18 protein-coding genes and 2 pseudogenes are annotated in these 18,825 nt (G+C 45.1%); all 20 read right to left on the bottom strand.

The window, feature by feature from the left end; translation table 11 throughout:
* Positions 1-224 precede the first annotated feature (224 nt).
* The gene (locus H8716_RS06665) at positions 225-1,436 is read right to left on the bottom strand and encodes a BTAD domain-containing putative transcriptional regulator (RefSeq protein ID WP_249307797.1); all 1,212 of its coding nucleotides are present in this window, start codon (positions 1,434-1,436) and stop codon (positions 225-227) included.
* Between the two features lie 145 nt (positions 1,437-1,581).
* Positions 1,582-2,559 (bottom strand): anthrax toxin lethal factor-related metalloendopeptidase, encoded by a 978-nt coding sequence (locus tag H8716_RS06670; RefSeq protein WP_249307798.1) that lies wholly within the window; start codon positions 2,557-2,559, stop codon positions 1,582-1,584.
* 116 nt (positions 2,560-2,675) lie between these two features.
* Positions 2,676-3,986, bottom strand: a complete 1,311-nt coding sequence (locus tag H8716_RS06675; protein ID WP_249307799.1) for a sensor histidine kinase — start codon at positions 3,984-3,986, stop codon at positions 2,676-2,678.
* Positions 3,983-4,654, bottom strand: coding sequence for a response regulator transcription factor (locus H8716_RS06680; protein WP_249307800.1), 672 nt, complete (start codon positions 4,652-4,654; stop codon positions 3,983-3,985). The genes H8716_RS06675 and H8716_RS06680 overlap by 4 nt, the downstream gene beginning before the upstream one ends.
* 28 nt (positions 4,655-4,682) lie before the next feature.
* Positions 4,683-6,440 carry a Na/Pi cotransporter family protein gene (locus tag H8716_RS06685; protein WP_249307801.1) on the bottom strand — a complete coding sequence of 586 codons (1,758 nt, stop codon included), beginning with the start codon at positions 6,438-6,440 and terminating at the stop codon, positions 4,683-4,685.
* Between the two features lie 136 nt (positions 6,441-6,576).
* On the bottom strand, positions 6,577-7,188 hold the full coding sequence (locus H8716_RS06690; RefSeq protein WP_249307802.1) for a nucleoside recognition protein: 612 nt from the start codon (positions 7,186-7,188) through the stop codon (positions 6,577-6,579).
* 397 nt (positions 7,189-7,585) lie between these two features.
* Positions 7,586-8,656 carry a type IV pilus twitching motility protein PilT gene (locus H8716_RS06695; RefSeq protein WP_249307803.1) on the bottom strand — a complete coding sequence of 357 codons (1,071 nt, stop codon included), beginning with the start codon at positions 8,654-8,656 and terminating at the stop codon, positions 7,586-7,588.
* Positions 8,657-8,675: 19 nt separating this feature from the next.
* Positions 8,676-9,161, bottom strand: a complete 486-nt coding sequence (locus H8716_RS06700; protein WP_249307804.1) for a hypothetical protein — start codon at positions 9,159-9,161, stop codon at positions 8,676-8,678.
* On the bottom strand, positions 9,154-9,555 hold the full coding sequence (locus H8716_RS06705) for a type IV pilus modification PilV family protein (protein ID WP_249307805.1): 402 nt from the start codon (positions 9,553-9,555) through the stop codon (positions 9,154-9,156). The genes H8716_RS06700 and H8716_RS06705 overlap by 8 nt, the downstream gene beginning before the upstream one ends.
* Positions 9,552-10,028, bottom strand: a complete 477-nt coding sequence (locus H8716_RS06710; protein ID WP_249307806.1) for a DUF4860 domain-containing protein — start codon at positions 10,026-10,028, stop codon at positions 9,552-9,554. Before H8716_RS06710 ends, H8716_RS06705 begins: the two co-directional genes overlap by 4 nt.
* Positions 10,029-10,047: 19 nt before the next feature.
* Positions 10,048-10,383, bottom strand: a complete 336-nt coding sequence (locus H8716_RS06715) for a hypothetical protein (RefSeq protein ID WP_249307807.1) — start codon at positions 10,381-10,383, stop codon at positions 10,048-10,050.
* A 9-nt stretch (positions 10,384-10,392) separates the two neighbouring features.
* Complete coding sequence (locus H8716_RS06720) at positions 10,393-11,430, bottom strand: type II secretion system F family protein (RefSeq protein WP_249307808.1); 1,038 nt, start codon at positions 11,428-11,430, stop codon at positions 10,393-10,395.
* Positions 11,431-11,629: 199 nt separating this feature from the next.
* Positions 11,630-12,514, bottom strand: coding sequence for a transglutaminase-like domain-containing protein (locus H8716_RS17835; protein ID WP_334299706.1), 885 nt, complete (start codon positions 12,512-12,514; stop codon positions 11,630-11,632).
* 3 nt (positions 12,515-12,517) lie between these two features.
* Positions 12,518-13,351: pseudogene (gene rsmI, locus H8716_RS17840) on the bottom strand (16S rRNA (cytidine(1402)-2'-O)-methyltransferase); the annotation flags it as partial.
* Between the two features lie 19 nt (positions 13,352-13,370).
* Positions 13,371-14,108: a tRNA1(Val) (adenine(37)-N6)-methyltransferase gene (locus H8716_RS06735; RefSeq protein WP_249307809.1), complete on the bottom strand. Its 738-nt coding sequence runs from the start codon at positions 14,106-14,108 to the stop codon at positions 13,371-13,373.
* Positions 14,109-14,329: 221 nt separating this feature from the next.
* Positions 14,330-15,244, bottom strand: a pseudogene (locus H8716_RS06740) (PSP1 domain-containing protein); the annotation flags it as partial.
* A gap of 1 nt (position 15,245) precedes the next feature.
* The gene (gene holB / locus H8716_RS06745; protein WP_249307810.1) at positions 15,246-16,238 is read right to left on the bottom strand and encodes a DNA polymerase III subunit delta'; all 993 of its coding nucleotides are present in this window, start codon (positions 16,236-16,238) and stop codon (positions 15,246-15,248) included.
* Between the two features lie 75 nt (positions 16,239-16,313).
* Positions 16,314-16,910: a nucleoside/nucleotide kinase family protein gene (locus H8716_RS06750; RefSeq protein ID WP_249307811.1), complete on the bottom strand. Its 597-nt coding sequence runs from the start codon at positions 16,908-16,910 to the stop codon at positions 16,314-16,316.
* Positions 16,911-16,989: 79 nt separating this feature from the next.
* Positions 16,990-18,057: an NAD-dependent epimerase/dehydratase family protein gene (locus H8716_RS06755; RefSeq protein ID WP_249307812.1), complete on the bottom strand. Its 1,068-nt coding sequence runs from the start codon at positions 18,055-18,057 to the stop codon at positions 16,990-16,992.
* The gene (locus tag H8716_RS06760) at positions 18,042-18,812 is read right to left on the bottom strand and encodes an IspD/TarI family cytidylyltransferase (protein ID WP_249307813.1); all 771 of its coding nucleotides are present in this window, start codon (positions 18,810-18,812) and stop codon (positions 18,042-18,044) included. The genes H8716_RS06755 and H8716_RS06760 overlap by 16 nt, the downstream gene beginning before the upstream one ends.
* Positions 18,813-18,825: the final 13 nt, after the last annotated feature.

Genomic DNA, 18,825 nt, shown 5'->3' on the forward strand with positions numbered 1-18,825 from the left:
TCAAAATGGCGTCCCCTTCTGCCAGCTATCTTCCCCATCTTATTTCTGTTCACCATTTTCATTCTCCCGTTTTTCCATATCATATTGCATCTGAATCATTACTTTCCGGATAATAGTAATGGAATAAGTTGAACTGAATTTAAACTTTACGTTTTCATAAAAAAAGACGGAACCGGGCAATATGCCTTTATTCCGTCTCTTTCTGTCATTTCTTTTTTCTGACTTTATGACTCTTTTTTATCTGTACCTTCAATGAATGTCACATCAAAATCTACCCGATATTCTCCTGCTATTTTTTGCTCAAATCTCTTCTGTATCCGATCAGAAACGATCTTGCAGTGCTCCATCCGAATATCTGAAAACAGGATCAGATACTGTGTATAACTGTATCTGGTATAAAAATCTCCTCTCCGCAGTGAACTGCGAATGGCCTCAGCCAGTTTCTCCGATGCTTCCCGATGCTTACTTTCCATATCACTGCGCACAGGAGCTTCTGAAGAACTGATCTGTTTTAATGTACACAGCATAATATAAGCCGCGGTTCCGTTTCGCTCCATCATACGCCTGAATACATGATAGATATCTACAAACCCTGGAAAACTGCAATAATATGCACCTTCTATATGATCTTTTTCATCCAGCCGTTTTCGAATATCTTCCGTCACTTCTGCAGTCTGGCTGACATGTTCCCCCATCGCCTGGAACCGTTTCAACATCTCCGGTGAAGGCGGCAGCCCCAGTTCATCCTGAGCCATCTTTGTGGCCTTTTCATATATCTCCATAGCTTCCTGATATCTGGACATTGCTATCAGACTGTCGATCTGCCATAACTGCCAGTTTTCAAACGGATAAATGGACGCTGCTGCCGTTGCAACCCGCAGTGTCTCCTCATAATGTTCCCGTTCCATGTTATATTCACACAATTTCTGTACACACTGTGCATACAGATCTCTGCACCGCACATTTTCCACAGTCACCCAGTCTTCACCAATCATATTCGGCAGGAATTCTCCCGTATAACAGGCGACCGTTTTACTCCAGATATCAATCTGCTCCTGTCCTTCTGCCTGTTGACCTTTCTTTGCCAGTTTCTGAAACTCACCTACATCCACCCATAACGGAATCTCTTTATCCCAGGTACACATTCCATTCCGGATACATATATACTGGCTGTCTGGTAATCCGGCTGTCTTCAGCTGTTTGCGCAGACGAAAAATGGTATTATTCAGACTGCCGTTTTTATTTTCTACGGATTCTCTCCCATACAGAGCATCTATCAATCCTGCTTTGGAAATTCCTTCCTGCCCATAAAGTGCGAGCATTTGAAGAAGCTGTGTGGTCTTAGAGACTGTATTACGGTCAATTACAATCTCTTTGCCCCCATAATTTAGTGAAAATGTTCCCAGCATCCTGATTTCCAGTCTTTTCTCTTCCATACACTTTCCTCCATCCTGCATCACTTACCTTATTCGATTACAGGTATTTCGAGAATATCATTTTTCTTTTACTTTTTCAATCCTGTGATAACCAAAAAGAAGCCGCATACCACATCGTGATATACAGCTTCTTCTCAGATTTCTTTTATGACCAGATGCCACCTATTGTATATGCCTGTTTAATGCCTTCCAGATTCTGCTTTGCTGCTGCCTTCACTGCCTTCTGAACAAATGCATACGTCTGTGGCCTGGTTGACTTCAGACTCTGTGGTGACAATACATACTCCTTATAGGATTCTGCAAAATATTCGGAACTGTTCTGTGTCAGATATTTATAATTTGCAGATTTTAATGCGCTCTGTTCTTTATTATAGATCGCTATAAACTCTGAACTGGTATCTGCATTTCCTGCCAGCCATCCAACAAAATGGCCAAGCTCATGATAAAGAGTATCTCCACTGCTTCTCTTCAAAGTAATATTATGTGACTGTACGGAAAAATATCCGCTGTAGCTGACTGACGGATTCACTTCCACTTCAAAGCCCAATTTTTCAAATGCGTTTAATACAGACGCATCTGCCTTTGGTGCCCCAGATCTTACATTCAACGTTGTTACCTTCTGCATATTATTGCCGGAAGCTGTGTTGGTCTTTGAAACAGCAGTCGCTGTCTTCGTCTGTGGCTTATTGGTTGTCGTTGTCTTGATGGTTGTCTCTATGGTAGTAGTTACCGTCTTGATATCAGAGTTTTTCTTTGTTGCTGCTACTTCCGTAGTCTGAACGGTTTTAGCCGTTGTTACTTTCTGCTTTGTATTTTCTTTCTTGGTCGTTGTTGTCTTTTTTCTACGTTTTGTTGTCTTCGCTGTCCTGGTTGCTTTCTTTTTCAGCTTTGACTTCTTCACAGTTCTCTTTGTTGATCTTGTTGTCTTAACCGTTGGCTTCGTTGCAAGTGGTACTTCCTCCTGTGGAATCACGATGCTTCCGTCTTCTGTATCAATATATTCTACTATCTGTGGCACAGACAATTCATCTGTCTGACGTTCTGTATACCATGCACCTGTAACCAGAACTGCAGCTGCAAGTACCATACTTCCACATCTTACTAAAATATTATTTCTTTTCATATATTTCACCATCCCTCTGTTGGATCTGCATACTTCTCCTACTATTACATATGTAGTATACCAGAGAAAGGATAGCGAAAGGATAACAAAATATCGATTTTTAAGGTCTTGAGCAGTTAAAATTTAATTTCAATTCTCGTTCCGCTTCCCAGCTGACTCTTTAAATCCAGCTTTGCTCCATGGCACTGAACCACATGTTTTACAATGGCAAGTCCCAGCCCTGTTCCGCCGGTAGACTTAGACCTGCTCTTATCTACCCGGTAGAATCTCTCAAATATCCGTCCCTGATCTGCCTGAGAGATACCGATTCCGGTATCTTCTACTGCCAGATCTACATGATCATCTTCCCGGCTTACAGATACTACCACATTTCCGTATGGACGATTATAGCGAATAGCATTGCTGACCAGATTATACAACAATTCCTCCATCATTTCACGGTTTGCCTGCATTCTGGTCGGTTTTCCGGTAAGCATCAGTGTCACATTCTGCTTTTCTGCACTGATCTGCAGCATACTGACACATTTTTCAGCCAGCTCATAGAGATCAATCTCTTCCATCGGCACCTCTGTAGATGCATCCAGCTCTGACAGCCGGAGAATATCATTAATCAATGTCAGCAGCCGATTGGAACTCTTGGATATCTCTCCTGCAAAACGTATAGTGTCATCTCCGGATGTCATGCCATTGGCAATCAATTCTGCATATCCAGAGATCGCAGTCAGCGGTGTCTTCAGCTCATGAGATACATTGGCTGTAAATTCCTGACGCATCTGAGAACTTTTTACAATATCTTTATGCTGTTTACGAATTGTCTCCATAAAAGGTTCCAGTTCCCGGTAAGTAATCTCCATATCTTCATCATCCATATGCGATGCCATATGTTCAATCGGTGCCAGAATACTGGTCGTCAAAAAATGAGTCAGTATTACACTTACCAGAATCAGTGCCGCTGACATCATTCCCAGCGGCAGAGCCAGTGCACTGAGCATGCTCCAGACATTTCCTGCTTCTTTTGCCACACGCAGCACCTGACCGTTGTCCAGCCGCAGAGCAAAATAAAAAGCGGTTTTATTCATAGTTGCCGAACGCCGCATCGTCTCGCCTTCTCCATTTTGCAATGCTTCCTGAATCTCCGGTCTCTGCCCGTGATTGTCCAGTTCCCCGATACTTGCATTAGTATCAAAAGCTACTGTTCCATCTGTATCAATCAACGTGATACGGACATGATCCACAGCCTCCATGGTATAATCCGTCTGTGAATCATCAAAAATACCTGTATTTTTCAGTTCATAGGCACAGATCCTTAAATTCTCCCGCACTTCTTTCTGAAACAGTTCAGAATACACTGTCATTGACAAAATCACTGTAAAAATAATTGCCACCATAGTAATGATGGCAAATTGAATATTTATTTTCCTTTTCATTCGATCCGATACCCCACATTCCGCACAGTTTTAATGTGTTTTCCCGCATCTCCCAGTTTCTGTCGAAGGGTCTTGATATGCATATCCAATGTACGGGATTCTCCTTCAAAATCAATCCCCCACACCTTTTCCATGATGTTTTCTCTGGTCATGACAATTCCCGCATTCTGCAGAAACAGCTTTAACAATTCAAATTCTTTATAAGTCAGTTCACAAAGCTGTCCATCCAGCAGTACCTGCCGCTTCTCGCAGTCCAGGATAATATTCTGGAAGGTTAACTGCTTTTCTTCTTCGTCCTGATTCATCCGGCGAAGAAGTGCCTTTACTCTGGATATCAGTTCCATGATACCAAATGGCTTGGTAATGTAGTCATCCGCTCCGTTATCCAGCCCTTTTACTTTGTCGATCTCAGATGATTTTGCAGTCACCATAATCACAGGGACACGCCGGATATCCGGATTTCTCCGGATCTTTTTTAATACCTCAATCCCGTCACTGTCCGGAAGCATCACATCCAGCAAAACCAGTTCCGGTCTGCGATCCTGGCATCTGCTCCAGAATGTTCTGGCATTTTCAAAACTCTCCACCTGGTATCCGCTGTTTTTCAACGCATAGCTTTCAATTTCGCTGATATTTTTATCATCCTCTACAATATAGATGACTGACATTCCAATTCCCCCTCATTTTTCTGAACAGTTACGGAAGTTCATAAAGTTCTCTGTATTTCTCACGCTGCTGTCGAAAGTCCTCATGATCCCTGATCTCATTAGAATAAGCGTGCGGATCGTATTCGCTGTCATGCTGCTGTACCTGGTATGCAGAAATATTGGAGCAGTGATCCGAAATACGTTCCATATCTGTACACATATCAGACAGGATAAATCCAAGCTGAATGGTACATCTGCCCTCCTGAAGTCTGCGGACATGACGGTTGCGCACCTGAATGTTGATATCATCAATGACGTCTTCCAGTGACTCTACCTTCTTGGCTTCCTTCACATTATCTGTTACAAATGCTGAGAAAGCAGTATCTACAATATCTTTTACAGCTGCCCGGAATACGGACATCTCTGCATCTGCATGCTCAGAAAAATGCAGATCCTTTTCTTTCATTTCTTTTGCTGAACGCATCAGGCTGACCGCATGATCCGAAATTCGCTCAAAGTCTCCGATACAGTGAAGCAGCATCGTCATACTTCTGCTGTCCGTATCTGATAACGTCTTACTGCTGAGCTGCACCAGATAGGAACCAATCTTATCCTCATACTGATCCACGGTCTCTTCCAGTTCTGTAATTCGTTCCGCCTTCTTATCGTCATACTGATCAAACAGTTCCAATGAAGAAAGCAGGGATTCGCGGGAGAGATATGCCATTCTCTTTGCTGCAACATAAGAATATTCTGCTGCCACTGCCGGACGTTCCAGGAAACGTTCGTCCAGAACCGGAATCTGCATCTCGTCGGACACTTCTTTTTCCTCGTGATTTCCCACTGTAAGCTGTGCCAGTTTCACTAACTGATTGCCAAACGGCAATAACAGAACGGTAGTAAAGATATTAAACACACTGTGAATGATCGCAATGTTTGCCGGTCCGATGGCATCTGTCAGAAAATCAAAATGTACAAATACATTGATGCCATAAAACAATATCAGACAGACAACTGTTCCGATCAGGTTAAAGTACAGGTGAATGGCTGCCGCACGTTTTGCATTCTTGTTTGCTCCGATAGCAGACATAATAGCGGTAATACAGGTACCAATATTCTGCCCCATAATGATCGGAATTGCAAGCCCATAGGTAACATTTCCTGTAGCACACAGCGCCTGCAAAATACCTACCGATGCAGAAGAGCTCTGAATGACTGCTGTGATAATCATACCTGCCAATACTCCGGCTACCGGATTAGCGAATTTTACCAGAATCTGTCCAAACTCCGGTACTTCGGCAAGTGGCTCTACCGCATTGCTCATTGCTGTCATACCAGACATCAGAATAGCAAAACCAACCATAATCGTAGCTACATTCTTTTTCTTTTCACTCTTGGCAAACATCAGAATAAATGCTCCGATAATTGCCAGAATCGGTGCAAAAGATGTTGGCTTTAACATCTTTAAAAAGAAGTTGCTTCCCTCAATTCCTGTTAAACTCAGGATCCAGGAAGTTGCTGTGGTACCGATATTGGCACCCATAATCAAGCCAACCGCCTGATTCAGCTTCATAATGCCGGCATTTACAAATCCGACTACCATAACCGTCGTTGCAGAAGAGGACTGAATCACTGCCGTCACTCCTGCACCCAGCAGAACCGCTTTGATACGATTGTTTGTCAGCTTCTCCAGAATCTTTTCCATCTTACCGCCGGATGCTCTGGATAAACCATCACCCAGCATAGACATACCATACAGAAAAAACGCCAGACCTCCTAAAAATGCAATTACTGAAAATATATCCATCTCAAAACTCCTTTACTGCCCACCGCCTTTCCGGTGAACCCTTTCACTCATGTTCATTACCCTCAGATAAAGCTAATGTAACATGGGCTTGTAAAATTTAAGAGTTTTGTATGTAAAATTTATGTAAAGTCTTTCATTACTTTCCTGTTTTTTCCTTTATTTTACAGTAACTCATTGCTGCCAATGTACTGCATGCAGTTGCAATCAGTGCCGGTCCTACAATTGCAGCCGGATCTGCGCTTTCAAATTCACTGCGCCAGGCAATCATATTTACCGGAATAAGCTGCAACGATGAGATATTCAGAATCAGGAAGGTGCACATCTCGTTGCTGGCAGTTCCTCTCGGCACTGCCTTTCCTGGAAGTTCTCCGCACCTTCGTCCTTCGGAGATCTCTTCCAGCTCCCGCATTGCCTCCAGACCTGCCGGTGTCGCCGCGCTGCCAAGTCCCAGCATATTGGCAATCATATTGGTCGTGATACATTCCTGCGCACGATGTCCGTCCGGAATCCCCGGAAACAGGAATCGGATTATCGGATGCAGCCTCCGGCTCATAGCCTGAATCATACCACACTCCTGTGCGATCTCCATCAGTCCCATCCAAAACGCCATCATACCGGCAAGACCGATCCCCATCTGCACCGCATCCTTCGCCGCTGCCAGAAGACCATCCGTCACCTCACCAAGCGTCCCCGCAAAAGCCCCATACACCATGCCGCCAGCCAGCATCACCGCCCACAAAAAATCCATATCCAGCATACCTACTTAGAGATTTTGTAATGTATATAAAACTTTTCTCTCTTTTATTCATAACATTTGGGCTTCTGCAAAGATTTTATAATACATAAAACTTTCCGCTCTTACTCCTGCTCACACAATTTTCAAACTCTAACTGATTTATTTTTTTGTCACTTTCTGTTCCAGTAAACAGATTTTCCATATATGTATTTTCTGAAAACGGTAGGCAGATTTTCGTCGCATCTGCGAGCATAATGACACCGGCTCCACGGGAAATCCCCTATCCCCGTAGAGCCGGTGTCCATAAATGGCGCAGCAGATGCAGAAAATCAACGTGTTTTCATGAAATACATATATAGAAAATCGTGCTTATACTGTAACACTTAACTCAATTATAGTTTGAAAATCCTCACAGCTTCCTTCCCAGCATCTCTGCATTGGTCGCGTACGCCATCGCAGTCTCTCTGGTAATCTTTCCTTCTTTATAATATCTCAACAGACACGAATCTATGGACATCAGCTGTGGATTCTGTGAGGAATACATGACTCCGTCAATCTGATGTACTTTGTTCTCCCGGATCATATTCCGGATGGCCGGTGTCATTACCATAATTTCAAATGCCGGAATCTGTTTTCCATTCACATCCGGGATTAACTGCTGAGATACAATTGCCTGCAATACCGATGCCAGCTGTATGGTGATCTGTCTCTGCTGATTTGCCGGAAATACGTCAATAATACGGTCTACTGTATTTGCCGCCCCCAGTGTGTGCAGGGTTGAAAAAATCAAATGTCCTGTCTCTGCAGCCGTCATAACCGTATTGATCGTCTCATAGTCTCTCATTTCTCCCAGCAGAATCACATCAGGGCTCTGGCGCAACGCTGCTCTCAGTGCCGTAATATAACTCTCTGTATCAGTTACCACCTCTCGCTGACTGACTATGCTCTTATTATGACGGTGTACGAATTCCAGCGGATCCTCCAACGTAATGATATGTTCTGCCCTGGTCTTATTAATGTGATCAATCATACAGGCAAGGGTCGTTGACTTTCCACTGCCCGCAGTTCCTGTCACCAGCACCAGTCCATTGTTAAAATCAGCCAGATGAATAATGGAATCCGGAATTCCCAGTTCTGTGTGATCCGGAAGCTGAAATGCAATCACACGAATCACTGCTGCCAGTGAACCTCTCTGTTTATAAGTACTGACACGGAATCTGGACAGCCCCGACAATGAAAAAGAAAAATCATCATCCCCGGTTTCCAGCAGCCGATCCATGGACCGCTGTCCCGCCAGTTCATAGATTCCCCGGATCACCTCACTGGTCTCGTCCGGCATCATTCGTTCTTCACCAATTGTTACCATTTCACCATTGATTTTACAGGTCAGTGCCCGCCCTGCCACAATGAAGATGTCTGATGCCTGACGATCTATCGCAGTCTTCATGATCTGTTTTACTTTCTCAATGCTCTGTTCCATAATTCCTCCGGCCTGTATTTTATTCTCGCTGCATTACCGGCAGTACCATGTCTGCCTTCCATTCATTTTTCTGCTGCACCTGCCATCCTGTGATCTGATAACAGGCTTCACCTTCTTGCTGCGGTGCTGCAATTGTCAGTTCTGCTTCAATCTGCTGTGTATCATCTATCGTTTCCTGAAAACTGCATACAATACCCTGCTGATCTTCTGCGTAGGTTACTGTCAGGTTCTCTGCCTGAAGTGCACCCCATACGTTTTCCAGAAAATGATCTTTTTCTTTATTATATTGTTTCACCAGAATCCCGTCAATCGACTTTACCTTTTCATACGCCCGGCTCTGTGCCTTATAATAAAGCTGTGTGCGATCCGCCATTTTCCGACTCATCTGAAGGTCCGCCCTGGCGGTTGCCAGTGAAAGCACCGCAAAAACAATCAGACAAAGCATAACAAACACCAACAGTACTGTAGACAGCCCTGCTCCCAGAAATCCCTTTTTTCTATTCATTTCTGCCTCCGGTTCCGTCTGGAAAATAGCTGGCTGTCTGAAGTGTATACAATGTATCCTGCGTCTTCACATCCATCACCGTAATATGGATCTGATTCATGCCAGCTTCCTCTGTCTGTGCGATCTCGGCCAGATATATTCCGTCTTCTTCCCCGCAGACATTTCCCAGTTCATCATAATAACGCCGGTCATCTTCCGTCCTGCTTCCACTGTACTCCTCTGCCAGACTCTGTGCCACACTTACTGCCATATCCAGTCTGCCTGCCTCCCGGCTAAGCATATGTGCTTTGGCAAATACCTGCACGCATCCTGCTGCTGCCAGTGCAAAAAACACAATCGATATCATCAGTTCCAGCAAAAACAGACTGGATCTGGAAGATTCTCTTACTTTCATAGACTGCCGCTCCTTCTCCTGATCTGAAATGTATGGCTGTGGTTCTCATCCATCTGTAAAGTCACTGTCAGGCATCCCTGTTCCTCCGCAAAAGATACTTCCTCCATGCTCAGGAGCACCGCTCCATCTGAAGCCTTTGCATCTTTTTTTGCTGACACCAGCAACTCCTTCAGACTTCCTCCTTCTGCAAAAATATAGGTAACATATTCTTTCTCTCCAATATTCTGCCTAATCTGCAGTGCAGGCTCACCTTCTATTTCACCAATGCTGACGATTCCGGTGCGGTCATTCTGACGCACCTTTTCCCGCAGATAATTTTCTGCCGTCCGTTGCGTCTGATGCAGCTCCATCTGATGCGTTACGGAACGGTACACCATTGCCCCCAGTGACACAAACATCAATAATGCCATCGCATACATCAAAAAAGTCACCATGGTAAATACCACTTCTATGGAATGTTTCTGTTCTTTCATACTTGCCTCATTTCTGCCGTCAGCTTCCCTGCTTCTCCAAAACAGTCACATCGGGCATCAGATTCGATCCCATTACTTCATAATTCACAATATAGCGCGTTTCATCATAAGTCAGCCCATAGTGTTCCTTCAGATAATCCAGACTTTCCGGGTAAACACCCTCCATGGCATAGCAGGTCACCATATCCCGCCGAATAGCTTCCTCCAGGCTTTTCTTCTCCTGCCTGGCAGCCTGATCCGATACTGACGTGATGCCGTTCCACACACATCCGATTACTGCCACTGCCAGAAGTGCCGGAGCTGCCAGTGACCGTACATTCTTTCCCACATTTTTTTGTTTTTGAAAACGATTCATCTGACTCTCCTAACCCAGACTGGACATAATATTCATCAGCGGCAACATGACTGAGATCAGAATCAGTCCTACCAGTACGGATAAAACTGCTACCAGTGTTGGCTCGATGACCGATACCTTCTGCTGCAGATTCTGTACCACATCTTCCTCATACTCACCGGCAATCTTCGACATAACCTGATCTACGGATCCGGTACGCATGCCTACAGAAACCATTTTTCCATAAATTCCGGAAAAAATCCTGCTTTCCGTCAGTGCCCGATCAATGCTTTCCCCTTTCATCATCAGTTCCCGGCATTTGCTGATCCGCTGCTTCATCTCACTGTGTGTCACCAGTTTTTCCGTCATCTCCAGGCTCTGATCCATATCAAGACCGCTGAAAATGCACAGACTCAGCCCTTCTGCCACACGGGAGCATGCAATCTTCTCTGCTGTCTTTCCAGTCAGTCTGGATCTTTCCAGCCAGCCGCGAAAAGCTTCTCTTCCTTTGTCAGAAAGCACCAGATATGCCATTACTGCCACCAGCGCTGCCAAAATCAACACAAAAGCCAGGCTGTACCGACTTAGTACTGTTCCAATCTTCAGAATTCCTGCTGAGACACCAGTCAGTCCACCGCCAAGCTGTTGGAGCACTTCATGGAATACCGGCATGACTTTGACCACCAGGATCAGTATGACGACCGTGAGCATTCCAAGCATAACCGCCGGATACAACAGTGCACTTTTGATGCTCTCTGCCAGATCCTTTTCCCTCTCATAGTGAAGCGCCAGACCATCCATAACTTCATCAAGGCGTCCTGTCTGCTCTCCGATCTCCGTCATACTGCAGACATATTCCGGAAACACTTCCGTTTCCTTCATGGACTGCGCCAGATTACCACTCATTTCCATATGCTCATATAATGTCTCCAGGATCTTCTTCCCTTCTCCGTCAGGCAAATCCTCCTTCATAATAGCAAGACCTTCGATGGAAGAAATTCCCGCATGAAGAATCATGGATAACTGACTGCAAAACGACATCAGTTCTTCGTTACTCAAAGTTTTCATACAATCCCCCTTTTTCCATGCAAGCATGATGCTGCCTGTTCCTCAACTCAGCCGCGCACATTCGCAAAACGCATCTCTCGATGCTTTCCGCTGCTTCGCAGCTCTTTTTGCTCATAACCGTGCGCTCAGTTCATGCTTTCGTCCAGCCAGCATTTCATGCAAGCATGATGCTGCCTGTTCCTCAAGCATGACTGAGTTGCTAACGCACATACTGTACCATATATTTCTCGCTGTTTTTTGCCACCTGTTTTTTTTCGGCTTCGGTGCTGGATGCGGCTGTCATGGTTGGATCCAGTAACTGCCAGGTATCTCCATTGAATTCTACGATATTGTCCACCCAGCCTTTGTCCTTCAGATAGGTACTGATCCATGCGTGATACAGTCCATCGTTGGTATATCCAATATCCAGTTTTGCCGGAATTCCCCGGCATCTGAGCATCGCACACATCAATGCCGCATAATCAAAACAGATTCCTGTCTTTGTTTTTAAGGTATCATCTATATCCGGCAGGTATCCGTATGGAACATTCGCTGCCTTGTCATAATCATATGTAATGTTCGATGTCACATAATTATAGATGTTCTGCAATACAGTCAGATCATCTTTCGTATCCCCCGCCAATTCCGCAGCCAGTTTTACCGCCTCACTGTTCTCGTTAAAGTTCACATATTGGTTCGGATATAAAAAAGGGAGAAACTCACTTTCCAGACTGACTTCAAAGGATTCATTCAACAGTGCACTGTATTGATCATCCGCGATATTCTCGTAGACTTCCAATGCATATGTTCCATCTCCTCCTGTCAGCGGAAGTACCGTTTCTCCATCTTCCTCTGTCACAAAATACTTATACACAATTCCGTCGGGTCCTGTTAACTGTATGTTGACTTTTTCCATATCTCCCTGATAAGACGCTACCGTGTACCCTTGGGATGTATCTGAGATATCCAGTGTAAAACTCCCCTCTGACAGTACGTCCGTGCCCTCTGCCACAGGCTGCAACACCTGTGCCACACCAAGATACGGATCATCTGCCACAGTTTTTGCTGCTTTTCCGCATCCCACACCAAGCAGTAAAAGCGTCATGGTCAGGAGTGCCTGGTAAATCACACGCTTGGGAACTCCCCGATCCTTTGCCACTTTCTTCATTGCCTCTTTTTTATCAATTCCCTGGGAGAGATAATGCTCCATATGTTCTTCTACACTCAGTTCTTCCCATTTCTCCCTGGCTTCCTGTTCCACTGCCTGTCGGCTCTTGCCCTCAATGACGATGACACATTCTCCCTTTGGCTCGGTCTGCCGGAAATGCTCCAATGCTTCTGCCAGTGTTGTGGTAAATGCTGTCTCATGTTTCTTAGTCAGTTCCCGGCAAATGGTTGCCCTGCGGTCTCCCAGAGTCTCCAGCAATTCTTCCAGTGTTCTTACCAGACGGTGCGGTGCCTCATACAGAATGATGGTACGCATCTCTGTCTTCAGTTCTTCCAGAACCGCCTGCTTTTCCTTCTTATCCGATGGCAGAAACGCTTCAAAACAAAATCTTCTGGTGGACAGTCCCGACAACGTCAGCGCCGTAATACATGCCGCCGCTCCCGGAAGGGATGTAACCTCGATTCCTGCTTCATAGCACAGGCGTACCAGATCTTCACCCGGATCAGAAATCCCCGGTGTACCGGCATCCGTAATCAGTGCTACATTTTTTCCTTCCTTCATCTGTTCAATCAGATAATATGCCTTATCGATCTTGTTATATTCATGATAACTGGTCATCGGCGTCTTGATCTCAAAATGATTCAACAGTTTAATACTGTTTCGCGTATCCTCTGCCGCAATCATATCTACTTCTTTTAAAGTACGCAGCACCCGCAAAGTAATATCTTCCAGATTACCGATCGGTGTTGCACACAAATACAATTTTCCCTGCAAGGCCTGCGCCTCCCTTCCTCTAATACCCGTATATATCATAGATCTCGCTGGTATAGACTCCCGGTTTCTCATATACGATCAGTGGCTTCTCCACGGTAACCCTCGGGCGTCCTCCTTTGAGACCTTCTATCAATACCATATTTGGTTCTTTATCCACAAAAGGATACACCAGCTTCATGCGTTTTGGCTCCAGCCGATATCTGCTCATGGTTACCATAATCTCAGCCAGCCGAAACGGACGGTGTACCATATAGAATCTTCCGTTTTCTTTCAACAATGCAGATGCCTGTCCTATCACATCCTCCAGTGTACAGAGAATCTCATGTCTGGCAACTGCCTTAGGCATATCTGGATTCACCAGACCATGCTGCCCGGTCATATAAGGCGGATTCGACGTTACCACATCAAAGGATGCTTTTCCAAAAAAATCCGTTGCTTCTTTGATGTCACCTCTGATAATCTCCACTTTTTCATTCAGATCATTTAGGCATACACTGCGCTGTGCCATGTCTGCACTGGTCTCCTGAATCTCCAGCCCGGTAAAATGTCTGCCTTCTGTCTTTGCTTCCAGCAAAATTGGGATAATTCCGGTACCGGTTCCCAGATCCAGAGCATTTTCACCCCTTTTCACTTTCGCAAATCCGGACAACAACACTGCATCCATGCCAAAGCAGAACCCATTCTCATTCTGAATGATCTGGTAGCCATTGCGCTGAAGTTCATCGATTCGTTCTCCGGCTTTCAGCTCAACTTTCATTCTGATTCTCTCTCCCGTGTAACTTCCGGCTTTTCTCCCCGGTTGTGACGTCGGTTATTCCGATGCTCACGGTTATCCCTGCGTTCCCTTGGCTCACGTCGATCTCTGCGCTCCTTTGGTTCACGTTCATTATCACGATTTTCCCGGCGTTCCTTTGGTCCACGCTCATTGTCACGATTTTCCCGGTGTTCCTTTGATACACGCTCGTTGTCACAATTTTCTCGTCCTTCTCTTTTGCGTTCCTTTGGTTCCGCCTCGCTGTCGCAGATTTCTCTGCTCTCCTTGATTTCCCGGTCATTATCTTTATTGTTATTCTTACGTTTTTTCGGCTTGAACTTCAGTTCACTCACCGGATATTCGCTCATTTCTTTTCCGTCATCCACCTCGATCAGAACCTTCACAGTCTGTCTCAATACATTCACACTGTGTACTTCACCCTGGTCTCCATCCGGAAGGGTGACTGTCTCGCCAACATCCGGCAGACGGCTATTCAGATACTCATAAGTATCCTCTTCATTCTTCAGACAACACATCAGGCGTCCGCAGACTCCTGAAATCTTCGTCGGATTCAGAGACAGATTCTGCTCTTTTGCCATCTTAATCGATACCGGTGCAAATTCTGATAAATACGTATGACAGCAAAGAGGACGTCCACAGATTCCCACTCCCCCTAAGATCTTTGTCTCGTCTCGTACACCTATCTGACGCAGCTCAATTCGCATCTTAAACACTACTGCCAGATCCTTTACCAGCTCACGGAAGTCAATTCTGCCGTCAGCTGTAAAGTAAAACAGGATCTTATTATTGTCAAATGTATACTCAGCATCAATCAGCTTCATATCCAGATTGTGCTTCAGGATCTTCTTCTGACAGATTGCCATCGCTTCCCGCTCTTTTTCACGGTTACGTTTTGCATGCTCGTCATCTTCCGCAGTGGCGATACGAAGTACTGGTTTCAGTGGCTGTACCACTTCTTCTCTGGCTACTTCCTTCGTTCCTACTACCACATGACCATATTCTGTTCCACGGGCTGTCTCCACAATGACGTGCTGTCCCCGTTTAATCTCCATATTCTTAGGGTCAAAATAGTATACCTTCCCCGCCGTACGGAAACGAACCCCTATAATTTTTGTCATTCTACTGATTCTCCTTTATTAACAGGAACAGTAATTCCATCGTCAGATCAAAATTCACATTGGCGGTCAGTCTCGCCTTTGCCTTGCGAATTCCATCCAAAATCTGCTCCAGCCCTTCATAAGAGCAATGTCTGGTTTGCGTCGTAATTGCTCTCACATTCTCTTTAAAAATAATACCATTGGCATCACTGGTTGCTTTGAAGTACAGTACATCACGGAACCATACTGCCAGCAGATCCAGATAATCCCGGATATCCAGCTTATATTCACTAACTGCCTTCACCGCCTGGGAGATCTCCCCAATGTCCATGTCTTTTACATGGGTCAGCAAGTGAATGGCTGCACCTTTGATCTCTGAAAAATACTCAGAGGATGCCAGACGTTCTGCCTTTCCTATATTTCCCTGTGCAAATGCCACACAGATATCAGCCTCATAGTCCGGGATCTGCACATGCTCCATCAGATACTTTCTTACCAGTTCATCCGATGCCGGTTTCATATTCAGCATCACACATCTGGATAAAATCGTCGGTAAAAATGCTGCCGAATTCGTAGTAAGAAGTAAAATCACCACATATTCAGGCGGCTCTTCTATGGTCTTCAGCAGTGCGTTCTGTGCCTGCTGATTCATCTTCTCCGCATCCGGTATAATATATACCTTATACGGACTGCTGTACGGACGTACCTGCACATCTGCCACTACCTGCTCTCTGATATCATCCACACCGATGGTGTTTAGCTTATCATGCGTCACTTCTATAATATCCGGCTGATTGTGTCCCTCTGCCTGACGGCATGACTGACACATTCCGCACGGTTTTTCTCCCTCTCCCTGACACTGCAGCGCTCTGGCAAATTCTCTCGCCAGTGTCTTCTTCCCGCAGCCTTTTTCTCCGTTAAATATATAGGCATGTGATACCTTATCCATCTTCATTGCATTTTTCAGATGCTCTACCACATCTGTATGCCCGATAATCTGATCAAATCCTGCCATGCCTTCTCCCTTCTGAACCAGGTGCTGCCTGATTCTCGTTACCGTTCACTGTATAGCCGGTAACTGATTATTCCTTTACTTCTTTTGCCCTGCCCGGATAAAAGCAGCTACTTCTTCTACACAGGACATAATGTCTTTATCATTAGAAAATCTTCTGTCAATCCCAGCTTTTGCCAGCTTCTCTTCCGCATAATCTGCCTGATCTGCCAGAAAACGCCTGCACAGTTCCTCATACTTCGGAACTGGCTGCTGCTTCTCACGCTTCAGAGCCCGCTCCAGGCGAAGTCCGTCCTCCACCTGAATATAGACCGGAACAACCAGTTTTTCTCCATAATAATTACGGATCTGTGCGTACGATTCCAGTGTCCCGATTGCCAGATAGTCTTTTCTGTTCAAATCCGCGTGCTCATCATCCACCGTAAAATATGTCCATATTCCATGAATGGTATGATAAGCACGTTTTTCAATCACTCTGCCTTCCTTCTCAAGCTCATTCAGGACATTTTCATCCACAAAATAGTACTCTTTTCCATCTGTTTCCCCTTTCCTGATCGGTCTTGTCGTATACATTACAAGAGGATTCAGATCCAGATCTGTACGGCTGATTACTTCCCTGTAGATGGTATCTTTTCCTGTAGAGCTTTTCCCTATCATATAAAACAGTCTTGCCATTTGCTTTTCATTCTCTGCATTTTATCATACTTGAATTATCGATCACTGTCAATTCTTGGTAAATATTGTTTACTCTTCGTTATTGTTCTTCCATAATCTGAATGGCGCGTTTCATGCCTTCTCCGATGCTTACCTTTGCCTTCCAGCCCAGGCTCTCTAACTTCTCAGAATCCAGGATTTCACAAACTTTTGCAGTAATCTTCGGTTCCTTTTCGTCTTCTGGATTTACAAAAGAAAGCTTTAAGTGCTTTTCCGGGAATGCCGCTACCGCTGCTCTTGCCAGATTGCGGATGGTAATATTTCCTTCCTGGGAAGAGATATTGTACGGCTGCATTACCTGCCCCTTTAACAACACGGTAAATACAGCTGCTACCGTATCTGTCACATAACAGTAAGAACGGTAAGGTGCACCACTGCTCTTTAACACAATATCTTCGTTGTTCAGCACATTTACCATGAACTGCGCCCATACACGGTCATCCCCCCGTCTGGTCGGTCCATAGATATAACTTGGACGTACGATCTTCACAGGAATACCATACTGCTTGCTGTAGCTGGCACATAAAGTCTCTGCCGCCCGTTTGCCAATTGCATAACAATTCTTATAAGAAGTATGATCCAGATATCCCACATCTTCTTCTTTCATGGATTCCTTCGGATTCTCACCAAAGCTTCCATATGTCTTCAGACTGGAGAACATCAGCACCTGTGCCTGATATTTGACTGCCAGTTCCAGTACCTTCTGTGTTCCGATCAGATTAGCATTGATGGTTCCTACCGGATCATGTTCAAAATGCCATGCACTAGCCTGACTCGCTGCATGAATAATATAATCCACTCTTCCGCAGTCCGTCAGTTCACATACATCCTGTACCTGAAGTGAAATATCCTCACGATCCAGAATTTCTCCATACTTTTTCTCTGCATTCTCTCTTGAACGCACCAGTCCGATGACCTTCGTACCTGCCTGGTATCGGTCATTGCGCATCAGCAGTGCCAGTACCACATAGTAACTGATAAATCCATTGGCACCGGTCACCAGAACCGTCTTTTTATTCAGTTCCTCCCACGGCAGGTCTCTGTCCGTGACAGATTCCACATCTGCATACACCAGCTCTGAGACCAGTTCTTTTATTGTTTTTCCCACTTGTTTTCTCCTTCTGACATTCTCTCGTTCAGCAGTTCTTCACTGGCGAACGCACGGTAACGGTTGTAATAATATCCGGAACGTAAGGTATACAGATCTTCCGGTGTTGTTACCTTAATATTCTGTCTTTCTCCGATAAAAATATGAATATCTTCGCCCAGTTCCAGTAAAAGTTCTGCAGAAGAAGTCGGATTGGTAATCCCTCTTTTCTCTGCTTCTTCATGTGCCCAGAGGATCTTACGGAATGTATAACCCTGTGGTGCCTGAGTAATGAACATATTGCTTCTCTTATAGCTCTTCCGGCAGGTACTGCCGTCGAAGCTCTCCAGTACAGAGTCGATACTTGGTGTCACCGGAACTGCATTTTCATACTCTCTTGCTTCCCGGATACAGTTTGATACCAGTTGTGCGGTAATCATTGGACGAACGCCGTCACAGATCAGCACAATATCTTCACCCTTTGCCGTCTCCGCCGCTTTTACCAGACCATTGTGAATGGAGCCATGTCCGTTTGCACCCCCAGGCACAATGGCACGTATCTTCTGTACATGATATCTTTCAATCTGTTCCTTTAATACCGGAATCCAGCTTTCCAGACATGCCACCACGATCTCATCTACTTCCGGATGCTGGCTGAATACTTCCAGGGTGCGGATAATAATAGGTTTGCCATCCACGATCAGGAACTGCTTCGGCACATCCTGTGACTTCATTCGGGATCCTACGCCCCCTGCAAAAACTACTGCTGATACCATCTACTTTTCCTCC

The organism is Jingyaoa shaoxingensis, assembly GCF_014385005.1.
In the GTDB taxonomy this organism is placed as follows: domain Bacteria; phylum Bacillota; class Clostridia; order Lachnospirales; family Lachnospiraceae; genus Marvinbryantia; species Marvinbryantia shaoxingensis.